This window comes from Kitasatospora sp. NPDC001527 (assembly GCF_040298605.1).
Lineage (GTDB): Bacteria > Actinomycetota > Actinomycetes > Streptomycetales > Streptomycetaceae > Kitasatospora.
In genome coordinates this window covers 26,553-44,304 of sequence record NZ_JBEPAM010000021.1, presented here as the reverse complement: position 1 = coordinate 44,304, position 17,752 = coordinate 26,553, and the positions used below count along the sequence as shown (strand labels likewise).

Genomic DNA, 17,752 nt, shown 5'->3' with positions numbered 1-17,752 from the left:
GGCCCGTCGCTGCCTCAGGACCGGGCGCGGCGCGCGGCCGCCTGGTGCCGCCGGGCACCGGCCCGGCGCCGGTGCTCCGCGCGTTCGCGCGCCTCCGGCCCCGGGGCCGCCGACGGCTCCCCCTCGGACCGGCTCAGACGGGCGGCCAGCGAGGCCACCGTCGGGTGCTGGAACAGCTCGACCATCGAGACCTGATGCCCGGTCCGCGCGGCGAGCAGCGAGCGCAGCTCGGCCAACAGCAGCGAGTGCCCGCCGAGGTCGAAGAAGTTGTCGTGGGCGCCGACCCGCTCGACCCCCAGCACCGTGCGCCAGAGCCCGGCGAGGGTGTCCTCCAGGCCGGCCCCGGGCGCGGTGAACGGCGCCCCCGCCGCGGGCCGGCCGCCGTCCGGCTCGGGCAGCGCGGCGCGGTCCACCTTGCCGCTCGGCGTGAGCGGCAGGGCGTCCAGCACCGCGAACGCGGCCGGCACCATCGAGGCGGGCAGCCGCTCGCGCAGGTGCGCGGCCAGCTCGGCGGGCCCGGGCACCCCGGCGCCCTCGGCCGCCGTCAAATGGGCGACCAGCCGCACGTCCCCGGCCCGGCGCTCGCGGGCCGTCACCACCGCCTCGCGCACCGCGGGGTGCGCGGTCAGCGCGGCCTCGATCTCACCGGGCTCGATCCGCTGGCCGCGCAGCTTCACCTGGTGGTCCAGCCGGCCCAGGAACTCCAGCGCGCCGTCCTCCCGGTACCGCGCGAGGTCCCCGGTCCGGTACAGCCGCGCCGCCGGGTCCGGGTCGAACGGGTCCGGCACGAAGCGCTCGGCCGTCAGCTCCGGCCGGTTCAGATAGCCGCGCGCCAGGCCCCGGCCGCCGATGTGCAGCTCCCCGGGCACCCCGACCGGCACCGGTTGCAGCGCCCCGTCCAGTACGTGGATCCGGGTGTTGGCGATCGGCCGGCCGATCGGCACCGGGCGGCGCGGATCGGCCTCCGGGCGGCAGGTCCAGTGGGTGACGTCGACGGCCGCCTCGGTGGGGCCGTAGAGGTTGTACAGCCGGGCGCCGCAGCGGGCCAGGAAACGGTCCTGGAGGTCGCGCGGCAGCGCCTCGCCGCTGCACACCACCCGGCGCAGGCTGGTGCACTCCTCCACCTCCTCCCGCAGGAAGGCCTGGAGCATGGACGGCACGAAGTGCACCGTCGTCACCCGCTCCTCCCGGATCGTCCGGGCCAGGTAGCCCGGGTCCCGGTGGCCCCCGGGGCGGGCCAGGACGAGGGTGGCGCCGGTGGCCAGCGGCCAGAAGAACTCCCACACCGACACGTCGAAGGAGAACGGCGTCTTCTGCAGCACCCGGTCCTCGGCGTCCAGCCGGTAGGCGTCCTGCATCCACAGCAGCCGGTTGCGGATCGCCGCGTGCACGTTCATCACGCCCTTGGGCGCACCGGTGGAACCGGAGGTGTAGATGACGTAGGCGAGGTCCTCGCCGCCGACCTCGACGTCCGGGGCGGTGTCGGGCTCCCCGCCCGGCGCGGCCTCGAACTCCTCCACGCACAGCGCCTCGGCGGCCACCACCGGCAGGCGCCCGAGCAGCGCGCGACGGGTGAGCAGCACCGGCACCCGGGCGTCGCGCACCATGTGCTCCAGCCGGGCGGGCGGCAGCTCCGGGTCCAGCGGCAGGTAGGCGCCGCCCGCCTTGAGCACCGCCAGCAGCGCCACCACCAGCTCGGGCGAGCGCTCCAGGCCCACGCCCACCACGACGTCCCGGCCCACCCCGAGCCCGCGCAGCCGGTGCGCCAGCCGGTTGGCCCGCCGGTCCAGCTCCCGGTAGCCGACGGAGCGCCCCTCGAAGCGCAGCGCCGGCGCCCGCGGGGTCAGCCGCGCCCGCTCCTCGAAGGCCTGGTGGATCCAGCCCGCCCCGGCCGGCCACCGGCGCGCGGTGGCGTTGAACTCCTCGACGACGCGCCGCCGTTCGCCCTCCGTCAGCAGCTCCAGCGCGTCCACCGGGCGCTCCGGGTCCGCCACCGCCTGCTCGGCCAGCCGGCGGAAGTGGCCGGCGAGGCGGGCGACGGTGGACTCGTCGAACAGATCGCGGTCGTACTCGAACCAGCCGCTCAGCCCGCCGTCGCGGTCGAAGGCCTGCAGCTCCAGGTCGAAACGGGCGCCACCGCTGCGCACCGCCACCGGCTCCAGCCGCGCGCCGCCCAGGGTGAGGTCCGGCACCGCCTCCCGGCCGTAGGCGAAGCTCACCTGGTACACCGGCGGGCGGCTGAGGTCGCGGGCCGTGTTCAGCGCGCCGACCACCAGCTCGAACGGCACCTCCTGGTGCTCGTAGGCGCCCAGGCAGGCGCTGCGCACCCGCGCCAGCACCTCGGTGAACGAGGGCTCGCCGTCCAGCTCGGTGCGGATCGGCAGGGTGTTGACGAAGTAGCCGATCAGCGGCTCCAGTTCGGGCCGGTCGCGGACGGCCGTGGGCACGCCCACCACCACGTCCCGCTGCCGGCCGTACCGGGCGAGCAGCACGGTGAAGACGGCCAGCAGCGCCATGTAGGTGGTCGCGCCGCGCCGGTGGGCGAGGGCGGCCAGCTCGCGCATCAGCGGCTCGGGCAGCTCGAACGGCAGGGCGCCGCCGCGAAAGCCCTGCACGGCGGGCCTCGGCCGGTCGGTCGGCAGCTCCAGGGCGGGCGGCGCCCCGGCCAGCCGCTCCCGCCAGTACGCCAGCGGGACGTCCCAGCGCCCCTGTTCCCGCCGCTCGCGCTGCCAGAGGGCGAAGTCGGCGTACTGCACCGGGGGTTCGGGCAGCGGCGAGGGCCGGCCCTCGGCGAACGCGGCGTACAGGGCGGCGAGTTCGGACAGCAGCACCCAGAACGACCAGCGGTCGGAGACCAGGTGGTGCAGCGCCAGGACGAGCACCGACTCGTCCTCGGCGGTGCGCAGCAGCGTCAGGCGCACCGGCGGTCCGGCCGCCAGGTCGAAGGGATCGCCGGTCGCCTCGGCGGTGATCCGCTCCTCCAGCCCGGCCGCCGTCAGCCCGGCGCCCCGCAGGTCGACCTCGGGCAGCTCCGGTGCCACGAATGCCCGCACCACCTGGACCGGGCGGCCCCCGCGCAGCCCGAAGGCGGTGCGCAGCGCCTCGTGCCGGCGGACCACCTCGGCGAAGGCCGCGCGCAGCAGCCCGGCGTCCACCGGGCCGCGCACCCGCACCGCGCCCGGCACCACGTACGCCGGGTTGCCGGGGCGCAGCTGCTCCAGGAACCACATGCCCTGCTGGAAGACCGAGAGCGGGAAGACGTCCTCGGCGGCCGTGGACCGCTTCTCGGCGAGCAGCTCCTCAAGGCGGGCCCGCTGCTCCGGGGTCAGGGCGGCCAGGCGCTGTTCGAGCTCAGCCATCGGACCGCTCCGTCTCCCCGGTCACCTGGTCCAGCAGGGCGAGCAGTTCGGCGTCGCGGTCCGCCGCGCGGGCGACCCGGCGGATCGGCGCGGTGTCCTCGCCCCGCTCCGGCCGCGAGTCGGCGGCCAGCTCGCCGACCACCTGTTCGGCCAGGCCGCGCACGGTCGCGCCCTTGAGGAAGTCGGCCACCGTGACCTTGACACCCAGCCGGCCCTGGATCTCGTTGCGCAGTTCCACGGCCATCAGCGAGTCCAGCCCGAGGCCGGACAGCGGCGCGTCGGCGTCCACGGTGGCCGCGCGCGAGCCCAGCGCGGTGCGCACCCCGGCTGTGAGCCCGGCCACCAGGGCGGCGACCCGCTGGTCGGCGGGGGCGCCCAGCAGTTCCGCGGCGGTGGGCAGCGCGCTCGCGGCGGCCCTGCCGGGCGCGCCGGGCACCCGGGCGGGCCTCGGCCGCCCCGTCGGCCCGGCGGTGCGCCCGGGCCCGGCGGGTCGGGCCGGGGTCCGGCGCGCGGCGGGCGTGGTGGCGCCGTCGCCGCCCGGATCGTGCCAGCAGCGGGTGGCGGCGAACGGGTAGTGCGGCAGCGCGGTGCGGGCGCGCGGCCGGTCGCGGTCGAACCCGGCCCAGTCCACCTCGGCCCCCTCGACGTACAGCCGGCCGAGGCTGCCCAGCAGGATCTCCCAGTCGTCGTACTTCGGCCGCAGGCTCGGCAGCATCAGCACGTCGTCACCGGTCAGCACCTCGCGGACCAGGCCCAGCAGCGTCGGCGCCGGGCCCACCTCCAGGAAGGTGCGGTAGCCCAGCTCGTACAGCGCCCGCACCCCGTCGGCAAAGAGCACCGGCTGCCGGGCGTGGCCCAGCCAGTAGGCGCTGTCCAGCGGCCGGTCCCACGGCCAGAGCCCGCCGGTCAGGTTGGACACCAGCGGCAGCTCCGGCGCGCCGAAGGCGACCTTCTCCAGGGCCGTCCGCAGCGGCTCCAGCACCGGCTCGACCAGCGGGGAGTGCGAGGAGGTGGAGATCCGCAGCCGGCGCACCTCGGCGCCGCGCGCGGTGAACGCCGCGCAGACCTCGTCGACCACCTCCCGCACCCCGGAGACGGTGGTGTTCGCCGGGCCGTTCACGGCGGCCACCGCGGCCAGGGCCGGGTCGTGACGGGCGAGTTCGGCGGCGACCTGCTCCACCGGGGCCGGGATCGCGGCCATCGCGCCGGACTCGGCGAGCCGCTGGAGCAGCCGGCCGCGCTCGGCGACCAGCCGCAGTCCGTCCTCCAGCGGCATCGCGCCCGCGAAGCAGGCAGCGGTGTACTCGCCGAGGCTGTGACCGAGCACGGCGGCCGGCTCCACGCCCCACGAGCGCCACAGCCCGGCCAGCGCGTACTCCACCGCGAACAGGCCCGGCTGCGCGAACTCCATGGTGTCGATCAGCCCGGCGTCCGCCGCCGAGGCCGGGTACAGCGCGGAGAGCAGCGGCGCCGGCAGCACGTCGCGCAGGACGTCGTCGCAGTGCTCCAGGGTGCGCCGGAAGGACGGCTGGGTCTCGTACAACTGCCGGGCCATGCCCGCGCGTTGCGGTCCCTGGCCGGTGAACAGGAAGACCGGCTCGGCAGCCGCGCCCCGCGCTTGGCCCAGCAGCAGCCCCTCGCCGGGGTCGTCCCGCACGAAGTCCGCCAGCCGGTCCGCGAGCTCCCCGGCGGTGGCGCCCACCGCGGCGAGCCGGTGCGGGAAGTGCGAGCGCCCGGTACCGGCGGAGAAGCACAGGTCGGGCGCGGCGTGCGGGCCGGCCGCCGCCAGCCGGTCCTGGTAGCGGCGGGCGAGCTTGAGCAGCGCGCCGCCGCTCTTCGCCGACAGGGCCAGCACGGAGAGCGGGCGTCCGCCGTCCGGCTCCGCCTCCGCCGCCGGGCGCGGCGGCGCCTGCTCCACGATCAGGTGCGCGTTGGTGCCGCTGAAGCCGAAGCTGCTCACCCCCGCCACCCGTGGTCCCTCCCCGGCCGGCCAGGGGGTGAGGCCGGTCGGCACGGCGAAGGTGGTCCCCTCGAAGGAGATGTGCGGATTGAGCGTGCCGAAGTGCAGGTTCGGCGGGACCATCCCCCGCTCGACGCACAGCGCGGCCTTGATCAGCCCGGCGATCCCGGCCGCCGCCTCCAGATGGCCGAGGTTGGTCTTCACCGCGCCCAGGAGGAGCGGCGGGCCCTCCTCGCGGCCGTAGACCTCGGCCAGCGACGCCACCTCGATGGGGTCGCCCAGCTTGGTGCCGGCGCCGTGCGTCTCGATGTAGCCGACCCGGTCCGGGCCGATGCCGGCGGCGGCCAGCGCCCGGCGGAACACCTCGCGCTGGGCGGCGCCGTTCGGCGCGGTCAGCCCCGAGCTGCGCCCGTCCTGGTTGACCGCCGAGCCGCGGATCACCGCGAGCACCCGGTCGCCGTCGCGCCGCGCGTCGGAGAGCCGCTTGAGCACCACCACGCCGCAGCCCTCGCTGCGCACGAAGCCGTTGGCCGCCGCGTCGAACGTCTTGCAGCGGCCGTCGTCGGCGAGCATCTCCGGGAACTGCGAGAAGGAGATCGCCGCGTCGGGGGAGACCACCGCGTTGACCCCGCCGGCCATCGCCAGGTCGCACTCGCCCAGGCGCAGGTTCTGGCACGCCTGGTGGACGGCGACCAGCGAGGAGGAGCAGGCGGTGTCCACCGAGACGCTCGGACCGCGCAGGTCCAGCAGGTAGGAGAGCCGGCCGCTGGCGATGCTGTGGGCCGCGCCGGTGCCGGCGTGGGCCGTGATGTCGGCCGGCTCGCGGAACAGCAGCCCCGCGTAGTCGTTGCTGCAGATGCCGATGAACACCCCGGTGCTGCTGCCGGCCAGCGCGTGCGGGGCCTGCCCGGCGTCCTCCAGGGCCTCCCAGGCGACCTCCAGCACCAGGCGCTGCTGCGGGTCCATGGCGACGGCCTCGCGGCGGGAGATGCCGAAGAACTCGTGGTCGAAGCGGTCGATCCGGTCCAGGAAGCCGCCCCAGCGGCTGCTGTACCGGCCGGGGGTGCGGGGCCGCTCGTCGTAGAGGCCGTCGACGTCCCAGCGGTCGGGCGGGATCTCGCCTACCGCGTCGGTGCCGGAGGCCAGCAGTTCCCAGTACGCCTCCGGGTCGCCCACGCCGCCGGGGAAGCGGCAGCCGACGCCGATGACGGCGATCGGCTCGGAGCGGGCGCGCTCGTAGGCGTCGATCCGCTGCTGCATCCGCTCCATCGTCAGATAGGCGCGCTTCATCGCCGTGACGGACGCGGAGCGGTCCTCGGACGGTGCGGTCCGGTCGGTGTCGGTGTCGGCGTCGGTCCGGTCCGCGCCGGTCCGGTCGGTGTCGGTCCGGGTGCTGTCGTCGCGCGTGGTCATCGTCCCTGTCCCCGGTCGGTCGGATCGGCATCGGCGTCGAACTGCTCGGTCTTGGCGAGGAGGAGGGCCTCCAGGTCGCGTTCGGAGAGCCCGTCGAGGTCGGCGGGGGCCCGCTCGGGGGCCGGGGGCCCGGCGACGGGCGGCCCGGCCGGGGTGGACGGGGTCGACGGGGTGGACGGGGCGGCCGGTCCGTGCTCCAGCGGGATCCCCAGCCGCTCGGCGAGGAAGGGCACCAGGGCGTCCAGCGTCGGGTACTGCCAGCCGAGCGTGGCGGGCAGCGGCACCCCGAGCGACAGCTCCAGCCGCGAGCGCAGCTCCAGGGTGCGCATCGAGTCGAAGCCCAGGCCCGCCAGCGGCGCGGCGCTGTCGACGGCGTCGGCGTCCGCGCCGGGCCCGTCCAGCACCAGGGCGGCCAGCTCCCGGCAGTGCCGCACCAGCAGGGCCCGGCGGCGCCGGCCCGGCTCGACCGCCAGCAGCCGGCGGCGCAGCGCCTGTCCGCCGTCGGACTCCGCGTTCGGCGCCTCCGGCGCGTCGGGCGTGCTCCCGCCGGGCGCCGCGGCGGCCCGGACGACCGCCGCCGGGCTGCCCAGCAGCCGGGCGAGCGAGTCCAGGCCCGCGCCGTCGACGCTCAGCGCGGGCAGCCCGAGCGCCCGGCGGTGGACGGCGAGCGCGTCCAGGCAGGCGCCGAGCACCGTCTCCCGGCCCGCCCCGGAGGCCGGGTCGCACAGCACCAGGAAGTCCAGTGCCCGCCCGGCCGTGGCCAGATGGAGCTGCCAGGCCTCGGCGGCCCGTTCGGCCGCGGCGGCCGCGGGTTCCTCCTCCTCGGCGGCGGCCTGCGGCGTGCTCGCGAGGTGCACCACCCCGGCCACCTCCAGCGTGTCCAGCAGCGCGGCCGTCTCCTCGGGCCGCGCCGGGTCCGCGACCGGCAGTGCCACCTCCACGCCCCGGGCGCGCAGCCCGGCCACCGCCCCGGCCGCCGCCGCCGAGGCGTCCGTTCCCGGGGCGCGGAGCAGGGCGATCCGGCGCGCGCCCAGCTCCGCCAGCCGTTCGGCCGCCGCCAGTGCGGCGGGCGCCGTGCCGCCGGTCACCAGGTAGCCGGCCCGCGCCGCCCGGACCACCGCCGGGCTCGGCGGCACCGCGATCTCCGGCGCCGGCTCGGGCCGCAGCACCAGCTTGCCGAGGTGCCGGGCCTGCGCCATGGCGGCGAACGCCTCCCGCGCCTCGCCGAACGGCCGGGCGGTGACCGGCAGCGGACCGAACTCCCCGTCCCCGAAGCCCCGGACCACCTCGGCGAAGAGCTCGGCGAGCAGCGCCGGCCGGGCGTGGAAGACGTGGTCGAGGTCGACCGCGAACAGCGTGCGGTTCCCCTTGAGGTGGCCGAGCCCGACCGGGCTGTCGTCGAAGATGTCGCGCTTGCCCAGCTCGACGAACCGCCCGCCCGGCGCCAGCAGCGCCAGCCCGCGCCGCAGCGCCTCGCCGGTCAGCGAGTTGAGCACCACGTCCACCCCGCGCCCGCCGGTGGCCTCGGCGACCTCGTCGGCGAAGGCCGTCGAGCGGGAGTCCATCACCCGCTCGACGCCGCCCAGTTCGCGCAGGAAGCGGCGCTTCTCCGGCGTCCCGGCGGTGGCGAGGACCCGCGCCCCGCGGCGCCGGGCCACCGCCAGCGCGGCCAGGCCCACCCCGCCGCTCGCCGAGTGGACCAGCACCGTCTCGCCCGTCCCCAGCCGGGCCAGGTGGTCCAGGCCGTAGACGGCGGTCAGGAAGGCGATCGGAACGGCCGCCGCCCGCTCGTCGTCCAGCCCCGCCGGCCGCGGCGCCACCAGGTGCGCCTCGGTGGTCGCGTACGCGGCCAGCGCGGACGGCACCACGGCCATCACCCGGTCCCCGACGCGGAAGCGCTCGACGCCGGCGCCGACCGCGCTGACCCGGCCCGCGCACTCGGCGCCCAGCGGGACGCTGCCGGCGGCGCCCGGGTAGGCGCCCATCGCCTTGAGCACGTCGCTGAAGTTCAGCCCGGCCGCGGCGATCTCGATCTCGACCTGGCCGGGCCCGGGCGCGGTCCGCTCCCAGCGGGTCGGCGTCAGGCTCTCCAACAGGCCGGGCCGGACCGCCAGGATCCGGTGGTTGGTGTCCAGCTCAGGATCGAACGGCCGCCGCTGCCAGCCGGGTTCGGTGCCGTCCGCGGAGTCCTGGGGCACCCGGACCGGGACGTACCGGACCGGGCCGCGCAGCGCGGCGGCGGGCTCCCCGGCCGGGCGCAGCAGTACGTCCAGCAGCCGGGCGGGGTCGTCCCGGGCCGGGTCGGGGTCGAGGTCGACGACCAGCGGGCGGGGCGCGCCGGGCCCGTCCGCGGCCGGGTCGCGCAGCAGCGCCTGGGCCGGGTCGGGCGCCGGGTCGCGCTCGCTCACCCGCTGCGCGCCCCGGGTGAGCAGGGCGAGCCGCGGCGCCCCGGGCAGGCCCTCCTCGGCCAGTTCGCGGGCCAGCCGCAGCGCCGAGCGCACGGCCTGCCCGCGCTCCTTTCCGAGCGGGAACGGCGCGGCGCCGTCCGGCCGGGGGACGGCGGCGGCGTCCAGGCCCCAGGCGTGGACGACCCCGGCCCACGGCTCGTCGCCCGCCGCCCGCAGCTCCTTGAGCAGGGCGGTGAGGTCCTCCGGGCGGCGCGGGTCGAGTTCGTACCGCAGCGGGTCCAGCCGCCGGGACCGGTCGCCGGGGGTGACGGTCACCCAGCTGCCGCGCCGGGCGACCAGTTCGGCGCCCAGCGCCCCGGTGACGCCCGTGCGGTCGGCGAACAGCAGCCACCGGCCGGGGGCGCCCGACGGCGGGGCGCCGGGGCCGTCCTCGGCGGCGGCCCACTCCAGCGCGAACAGGGCGGGCCGGGCTTCGGCGGCTGCCTCGGCGCGGGCGGGGGCGGGCGCGGGGGCGGGCGCGGGCGGCGCGGCTGCCGGGGTCTCGGGCGCCTCGGGGGCGTAGCGGCGGCGCTGCCACGGGTAGGCCGGCAGGTCCAGGACGGCCCGGGGCGGTACCGCAGGGGCGTCGTCCGCCGGTTCGGACGGCGGGGCGCCCTCGGCGAGCCCGTGGAGGGCGCGCAGCGCGGCGGCCCGGTCGCCGGCGGTGATCCGGGCCCGCAGGCGGTGCCGGGCCCGCCCGGCACCCGCCGTGTACGCGAACGCCGGGTACCGCTCCTCCGGCAGGCCGGCCAGCCGGTCGTGCAGGGCGGACGCCAGCGCGCGCAGCGCCTCCGGTGTGCGGGCGGACAGGTCGAAGCCCTCGACCGGCTCCGCCGGGGCGGCGCCCGCGCCCTCCTCCCCGGCGGGGCCGATCACCACCTGGGCGTTGGTGCCGCCCATGCCGAAGGCGCTCACCACCGCGTGCCGCCCGGCGTGCTCCGGCCAGGGCCGCAGCGCCGTCGGCAGGGTGATCCCGGTGCCGTCCAGGTCGATCAGCGGGTTGAGGGTGCCGAAGTTGACCAGCGGCGGCACCGCGCGCCGCGCGACGCAGAGCACCGCCTTGACCAGCGCGATCACCCCGGCCGCCGACTCCGGGTGCCCGAGGTTGCCCTTGACCGAGCCGACCACCAGTTCGGCCCCGGCGTTGCGGCGGCCCAGCGCGGCCGCGATCGCCTCCATCTCGACGGCGTCCCCGAGCGGGGTGCCCGTGCCGTGCGCCTCGACCAGGCCGATGTCGGCGGGGGAGAGCCCGGCGTCCGCCAGCACCGCCTCGGTGAGCGCGACCTCCGACAGCACGTTGGGCGCCGTGAAGCCGGTCGAGCGGCCGGTCTGGTTCACCGCCGAGCCGTGCAGCACCGCGTGCACCCGGTCGCCGTCGCGCCGCGCGTCCTCCAGCCGCTTGAGCACCAGCACCCCGCAGCCCTCGCCCCGGGTGAAGCCGTTCGCCCGGGCGTCGAACGGGCCGCACCGCCCGTCCGGCGAGAGCGTGCCCGCCAGCTGGTGCAGCCGGGTCGCCCGCGGCGACAGCACCAGGTTCACCCCGCCGGCCAGCGCCACGTCGCACTCCCGGCGGGCCAGCGCCTGGCGCGCCAGGTGCACCGACACCAGCGAGGAGGAGCAGGCGGTGTCCACCGTGATCGCCGGGCCGGCCAGCCCCAGCGCGTACGCGACCCGGCCGACCGTGAAGCAGTGGCCGTTGCCGGCCGCCCAGTGGGTGTCCGCCGCACCCCGCTGCCAGTCCCAGTACTCCTGCCCGGTGACCCCGACGAACAGGCCGGTGCGGGCCGCGTCCAGCCGGTCCGGCGGGAGCGCCGCGTTCTCCAGGGCCTCCCAGGCGACCTCCAGCAGCAGCCGCTGCTGCGGGTCGGTGCCGCGCGCCTCCTCGGCGCTCATGCCGAAGAATTCGGCGTCGAAGTCCATCACCTCCTCCAGGAAGCCGCCGGTGTGCGGCAGCCGCTCCCACTCGGCGGCGAACGGCCCGCGCCGCCCGGCGGGCAGCGGCCCGACCAGGTCGCGGCCCCCGGCCAGCGCCGCCCAGTAGCCGTCCAGGTCGGCGATGCCGCCCGGCAGCCGCAGGCCGATGCCGACCACGGCCAGCGGGCCGGTGCCGCTCGCGGCGTCCAGCTGCGCCCGCAGCCTGCGGACGGTGTCCAGCGCCCTGGTCAGCGGGGTGGGCGCGGGGGCGGTGGTGTCGCGCTGCTCGGTCATCGTCCTCAGCCCTCGCCGTCCGTCGCCGTGTCGGCGCCCTCGCCGGGTTGCCCGCCGAGCAGCCGCTCCGCCAGCACCGCGGAGAGCGCCCGGGGCGTGCCGTACGTCCACAGCAGGGTGGGCGACAGCCGCAGCCCGAACGCCGCCTCCAGCCGGTTGCGCAGCTCCAGGCCCATCAGCGAGTCCAGTCCGAGCGCCTTGAACGGCGTGTCCCGGTCGATCGTCCCGCTGTCCAGCCGCAGCACCCGGCCCGCCAGCTCCCGCACGGTGGCCTCCAGCAGCCCGGGCCAGTGCTCGGCGGGCGCGGCGCGCAGCTCGGCGAGCAGGGCCGCGCCCGCGCTGCTGCCGGCGCCACCGTCCCTGGCCAGCTCGCGCAGCCCGCTCCAGCTCTCCAGCGTCACCGTGTCCGGGTACGCCTCCAGGTACTGCCGCAGGTCGATCGGGACGTAGCCGACCACCGGCTCGTCACCGCCCAGGAAGCCCTCCAGGGCCCGCCACGCCTCCGCGGTGGAGAACCCGGCCATGCCGCGCTCCGCCAGCCGGGCGCCGCGGTTGTCCGCCGCGGCGGCCAGGCCGACGTCGTCGAACGGCCCCCACTGCACGCTCAGCGCCGGGCGTCCGCGCCGCCGCCGGGCCACCGCCAGCGCGTCCAGGAAGGCGTTGCCCGCCGCGTAGGCCGCCTGCCCGGCGTTGCCGAACAGCGCCGCCGCCGAGGAGAACAGCAGGAAGAAGTCCAGCGGGTCGTCCCCGGTCACCGCGTCCAGGTTGACCGCGCCGTCCACCTTGGGAGCCAGCACCCGGTGCAGCCGCTCCGCCGTCAGGTTGAGGACGGTCGCGTCGTCCAGCAGGCCGGCCGCGTGCACCACGCCGCGCAGCGGCGGCAGCTGCGCGCGCACCCGGCGCACCGCCGCCGGGTCGGCGACGTCCGCCGCGAAGGTCTCCACCGGAACGCCGCGCGCCCGCAGTGCCGCGATCCGGGCCGCCGCGTCCCCGTTCGGCGCCGACCGGCCGACCAGCGCCAGCCGGCCCGCGCCCCGCTCGGCCAGGAACTCCGCCAGCGACAGGCCGAGCGCGCCCAGGCCACCGGTGATCAGGTACGTGCCGTCGCCGCGGAACCGGCCGTCGCGCAGCGGCTCCGGCGCCACCGAGGCGACCGTCGCCGGGTCGGACAGCACGAACTTGCCGATGTGCCGGCCGCGCGCCATCTCCCGCAGCGCCCCGGCGGCCTGCGCGAACGGGCGGCGCAGCACCGGCAGCGGCCGCAGCTCGCCCGCCCGCACCCGCTCCCACACCTCGGCGAACAGCCGGGTGAACAGCGCCGGCCGGCGGGCGATCACGCCCGCGAGGTCCAGCGAGGAGAGGCTGATGCCCTTGCGGAACGCCTCCAGGCCCAGGGTGCGCCCGCCGTGGATGTCGGCCTTGCCGACCTCGACGAACCGCCCGCCCTCGGCCAGGACCTCCAGACCCAGCGGGATCGCCGCGCCGGTCAGCGAGTTGAGGACGACGTCCACCCCGCGCCCGCCGGTGGCCTCGCGCACCCGTTCCGCCCAGGAGAGGTCCCGGGAGTCGAAGACGTGCCGGATGCCCAGCCCGCGCAGGTGGGCGCGCTTCTCCTCGGTGCCCGCCGTCGCCAGCACCTCGGCGCCGAGCAGCCGCGCCACCTCGATCGCCGCCAGGCCCAGGCCGCCGGCCGCCGAGTGGACGAGCACCGTCTCGCCGGGCGCGAGCGCGGCCAGGTGCCGCAGCCCGTACCAGGCGGTGACGGTCACCGCCGGGAACGCCGCCGCGTCCTCGTCGCCCAGCCCCGCCGGGACGGGCTGCGCGTGGTCGGCGAGCACCGTCCAGTGGGTGGCCAGCGCGCCGCCGCCGGCGCAGGCGACCACCCGGTCGCCGGGGGCGAAGCGGGAGACGCCCTCGCCGGTCCTGGTCACCACGCCGACCCCGTCCAGGCCGAGCAGCCGGGCGTCGGCCGACGGGTCGGGGTAGGTGCCCGTCACCTTCATCACGTCGATGAAGTTCAGCGCCGCCGAGGAGACCGCGATCTCGATCTCCCCGGCGCCCGGCGCGCGCCGCTCCAGCGGGCGGAACGCCAGGCTGTCCCAGACGCCCTGACGGTCCGGCGCGAGCCGGAACGGCTGCGCCGGGCCCGCCCGCCAGGCCGGCCGGGCCGGCTCCGCGGGGGCGTCCGCCGTCGCCGCACCGCGCACCAGCCGGCCGACCAGCCGCCCGCCGCCGCGCAGCACCACCTGGTCGGCGCCGTCCCCGGCGGCCAGCTCGGCGGCGCACCGCGCCGCCCAGCCGGCGTCCGCGCCGTCCACGTCCACCAGCACCGGCCGCAGCTCCGGGTGCTCACGGCGCAGCACCCGCCCGAAGCCCCAGTAGAGGGCCGCGCCCGGATCGCCCTCCCCGGGCGCCGAGGGCGGCAGTTGCGCGTCGGCGGTCAGCACGGCCAGCCGCGGCACGAGCGGGCGCGCGGCGCAGGCCCGCACCAGCGCGGCCAGCGCGAGCAGGCCGGCGCGCTGGGCGGCCGGGCCGGCGTCCGCGCGCGGCGCCACGAACACCACCCCGGTCAGCCCGTCGACCGGGGCCAGCCGCTCCGCCCACACCTCCTCGCGCTCCGCCGCCGCGCCGTCCGCCACCTGGGCGAGCGAGGCGCCGCCGAGCGCCTCCAGCGCCTCGGCCAGCTCACCGGCCCGCGCCCAGGCCGCCGGGCCGCCGACCGCGTCCGCCGCGCACACCGCCCAGCGGCCGGACGCCGCGTCCCCGGCGGCCTCCGGGCGGTCCTGCGGGAGCCACTCCAGCCGGTGGATCCGCTCCGCGTCCGCCGCGCCGGGGTCGGCCGAGGCCGCCAGCGGCCGCATCCGCAGCCCGAGCAGGCTCAGCAGCGGCCGCCGCTGCGCGTCGAACAGGAACAGGTCGACCTCCTCGCCGCCGCCGCGGCGCACCGCGTGCGACCACAGCGCGGTGACCGGGCGCGCGAGGTCCTGGTGCAGGTGGACCTGCCGGACCCCGACCGGCACCGCCGCCTCCTCGCCGGGGAACAGCGGGACCGACGCCTGGAGCGCCGCGTCCCACACCGCCGGGTGCAGCCGGTGCGGGTGGCCGCCGACCAGCAGGCCGTCCGCCGCCCGCACCTCGGCCAGGCACTGGGAGGCGTCCGCGCGCAGGCCCAGCACGCCCCGGAACGCCGGACCGTAGTTCAGCCCGCGCGCCGCGCAGTCCGCGTAGAACGCGGCGCCCGGGGCGGCGTCCAGACGGAGCAGCCGCTCCGGGAAGGCCGGGACCCCGGGCGCGGTGTCCTCCGCCAGCACCCGCGCCGAGGCGTGCCGCACCCAGCCCGGCGCGCCCGGCTCCAGCGAGGAGAGGGTGAAGCTGCCGCCGCCCGTCACGTCGTCCCGCCAGCCCAGCGCCACCGTCACCGGCTCGTCGGTGAGCGTCAGGTGGCGCTCCAGGGCGACGTCGGCGAGCGTGCGGTGCGCCCCGCCGGTGCGGGCCAGCGCCGTGCGCAGCGCCAGCTCCAGCATCGCCGTGCCGGGCAGCACCACCGCGTCGTACACCCGGTGGTCGCGCACCCAGGGGATGTCCGCCGGGGCCAGCTCCAGCGCGGCCGTCCAGGCGCCCTGCTCGGTCACCGACGGCACCAGCCGCAGCGCCTCCCCGGCACCGCCCGCGGTGCGCCGTCGGGCCGGCTCCACCCAGTGCGCGGTGCGCTGCCACGGGTACGGCGGCACCGGCGCCCAGGCGTCCCGGGGGAGCGCGCCGAACGGCTCCAGGCCGCTCACGTACGCCCGCGCCATCGACTCGCGCACCATGTCCGGCGAGCCCTGGTCGCGCCGCAGCGTCGACAGCACCCGGGGCGGGACGGGCCGCTGCGCGGCCAGCTGCTCCAGCGCCGGGGTGAGCACCGGGTGCGGGCTGATCTCCACCACATGGGTGACCCCGGTGTCGAACAGCCGCTCCATCGCGTCGGCGAACATCACCGGACGGCGCAGGTTGTCCACCCAGTACCGGGCGTCCAGCTCCGGCCCCTCCAGCGGGGCCACCCGCACCGTCGACATCAGCTCGACGGCGCCCCGGCCCGGGCGCACCGTCCCCAGGGCGGCCAGCAGGTCGTCCTCCAGCGCGTCCATCTGCGGGCTGTGCGAGGCGTAGTCGACGTTGACCAGCCGGCAGAAGGTGCCCTCGGCCTCCAGCAACTCCTTGAGCGCCAGCACCAGTTCGGTGTCCCCGGAGAGCACGCAGCTGTTCGGCCCGTTGTTCACCGCGAGCGAGACGCCCTCCTCGAAACCGGAGAGCGCCGCCTTGGCCGCGTCCAGCGAGAGGTCCACCGCCAGCATCCGGCCCCGGCCCGAGGTGCGGCGGGCGATCGCGCTGCGCCGGGCGACCACCATCGCGCCGTCCCGGTAGGAGAGGATGCCCGCCGCGGTGGCCGCGGTGACCTCGCCCTGGCTGTGGCCGACGACCACGTCCGGCTCCACGCCGGCCGCCCGCCACACCTCGCACAGGCCCAGTGTGACCGCCCACAGGGCGGGCTGGAGCATGTCGATCCGGGTGAGCCACTCCTCGCCGGCCGCGCCGGAGACGACCTCCACCAGGTCCCAGCCGGTGTACGGCTCCAGGGCCTCGGCGCAGCGGTCGATCACGGCGGCGAACACCGGGTCGGCGGCGAGGAGTTCGCGGCCCATGGCGTGCCACTGGGAGCCCTGGCCGGGGAAGACGAAGGCGGTGCGGCCGCGCGGCGCGGCGCGTCCGGTCAGCACCCCGGCGCCGGCGGCGGACGGGTCGGCGGCCAGCCGCTCCAGGCCCGCGGCCGCCCCGGTGGCGTCGGCGGCGGTGACGGCCGCCCGGAGCGGGAAGTGGTCGCGCCGCCAGGCCAGGGTGCCGGCCAGCGCCGGGAGCGGGGCCGCGCCGGCGTCCAGCACCTCGGCCAGCTCGCGGGCGCGCTGGGCGAGCGCCTGCTCGGTGTGCGCGGAGACCGGCAGCAGCACCGCGCGGTCCGCCCCGGCGGGCGCCGGGGCGGTGGCCGGGGCGGACGGTGCCGGGGCGTCGGCGCGCGGCGCCCCGGTCAGCACCACGTGCGCGTTGGTGCCGCCCCAGCCGAAGCTGCTCACCCCGAGGAAGACCTGCCGGTCGGCCGGCAGGGCCAGCGGCTCGCGGACCACCGTCAGGTTCAGCTCGTCGAAGGCGATGTCCGGGTTGAGCTCGGCGGAGTGCAGGCTCGGCGGCACGACCCCGTGGCGCAGCGACAGGAGCGCCTTGAACAGCCCGGGGATGCCGGCGGCGGCCTCCAGGTGGCCGATGTTGGTCTTCACCGAGCCGATCGGCAGCGGGCCCGCCTGCGCGCTGCGGGCCTGCCCGAGGACTCTGCCGACCGCGCCGGCCTCGATCGGGTCGCCGACCGAGGTGCCGGTGCCGTGCGCCTCCAGGTAGGCGACCCGGTCGGCCGGGATGCCCCAGCGCCGGTAGGAGTCGCGCAGCAGCCGCTCCTGGCCCAGCGGGCTGGGTGCGACCACGCTCTGCCCGCCGCCGTCGTTGTTCACCGCCGTGCCGGCGATGACCCCGTGGATCCGGTCGCCGTCCGCGAGCGCCCGGGCCAGCGTCTTCACGTACAGGGCGCCGACGCCCTCGCCGCGCACGAAGCCGTTCGCGCCGGCGCCGAAGGCCTTGCAGCGGCCGTCGGGTGACAGGCCGCCGAAGTGGGTGAGGCCGATCGAGGCGGTCGGGTCGAGCATCAGCGCGACCCCGCCGACGATCGCCGCGTCGACCTCCCCGGCGCGCAGCGCCTGGGCGGCGAGGTGGGCCGCGACCAGCGCGGAGGAGCAGCCGGTCTCGACGACCAGGCTGGGGCCGGTGAGGCCGAGGAAGTAGGAGACCCGGGCGGCGATCATGTCCAGCGCGTAGCCGGGCGCGGTGTGCTGGGTGACGCCGCTGCCGCTCTTGCGTCCGACGTGCTCGTAGTCGTGCCAGCCGGCCCCGACGAAGACGCCGGTGCGGGTGCCGGCCAGCGCCCGGGCGGGCGTCCCGGCGTCCTCCAGGGCGCGCCAGGCGGCCTCCAGCATCAGCCGCTGCTGCGGGTCGAGCATCTCGGCCTCGCGCGGGGAGATGCCGAAGAAGGCGGCGTCGAACCGGTCGACGTCGTCGAGGAACCCGCCGACGGCCTGGATCTCGCGCTCCGGGTCGAGCTGGGCGGTGGTGTCCCACCGGGTCGCGGGCACGGGCCGGACGGCGTCGCGCCGCTCCGTCATCAGCCGCCAGAAGCTCTCGACGTCGGGGGCGTCGGGGAACCGTCCCGCCATGCCGACGACGGCCAGGGCCTGGGTCGGGTCCTGGGCCACAGGGTCTGTGTGCATGTCCTCTTCCTCGGG

4 protein-coding genes are annotated in these 17,752 nt (G+C 77.9%); all 4 read right to left on the bottom strand.

From position 1 onward, the window contains the following. Positions 1 to 14: 14 nt before the first annotated feature. From ABT238_RS20335 to ABT238_RS20320, 4 genes are read right to left on the bottom strand one after another with little or no spacing between them, the layout of a single operon-like run. Positions 15 to 3,359: a non-ribosomal peptide synthetase gene (locus ABT238_RS20335; RefSeq protein WP_350772165.1), complete on the bottom strand. Its 3,345-nt coding sequence runs from the start codon at positions 3,357 to 3,359 to the stop codon at positions 15 to 17. Then, positions 3,352 to 6,732 carry a type I polyketide synthase gene (locus ABT238_RS20330; protein ID WP_350772152.1) on the bottom strand — a complete coding sequence of 1,127 codons (3,381 nt, stop codon included), beginning with the start codon at positions 6,730 to 6,732 and terminating at the stop codon, positions 3,352 to 3,354. The genes ABT238_RS20335 and ABT238_RS20330 overlap by 8 nt, the downstream gene beginning before the upstream one ends. After that, positions 6,729 to 11,387 carry a beta-ketoacyl synthase N-terminal-like domain-containing protein gene (locus ABT238_RS20325; RefSeq protein ID WP_350772139.1) on the bottom strand — a complete coding sequence of 1,553 codons (4,659 nt, stop codon included), beginning with the start codon at positions 11,385 to 11,387 and terminating at the stop codon, positions 6,729 to 6,731. Before ABT238_RS20325 ends, ABT238_RS20330 begins: the two co-directional genes overlap by 4 nt. A 5-nt stretch (positions 11,388 to 11,392) precedes the next feature. Next, complete coding sequence (locus tag ABT238_RS20320) at positions 11,393 to 17,737, bottom strand: SDR family NAD(P)-dependent oxidoreductase (RefSeq protein ID WP_350772122.1); 6,345 nt, start codon at positions 17,735 to 17,737, stop codon at positions 11,393 to 11,395. Between the last annotated feature and the right edge of the window lie 15 nt (positions 17,738 to 17,752).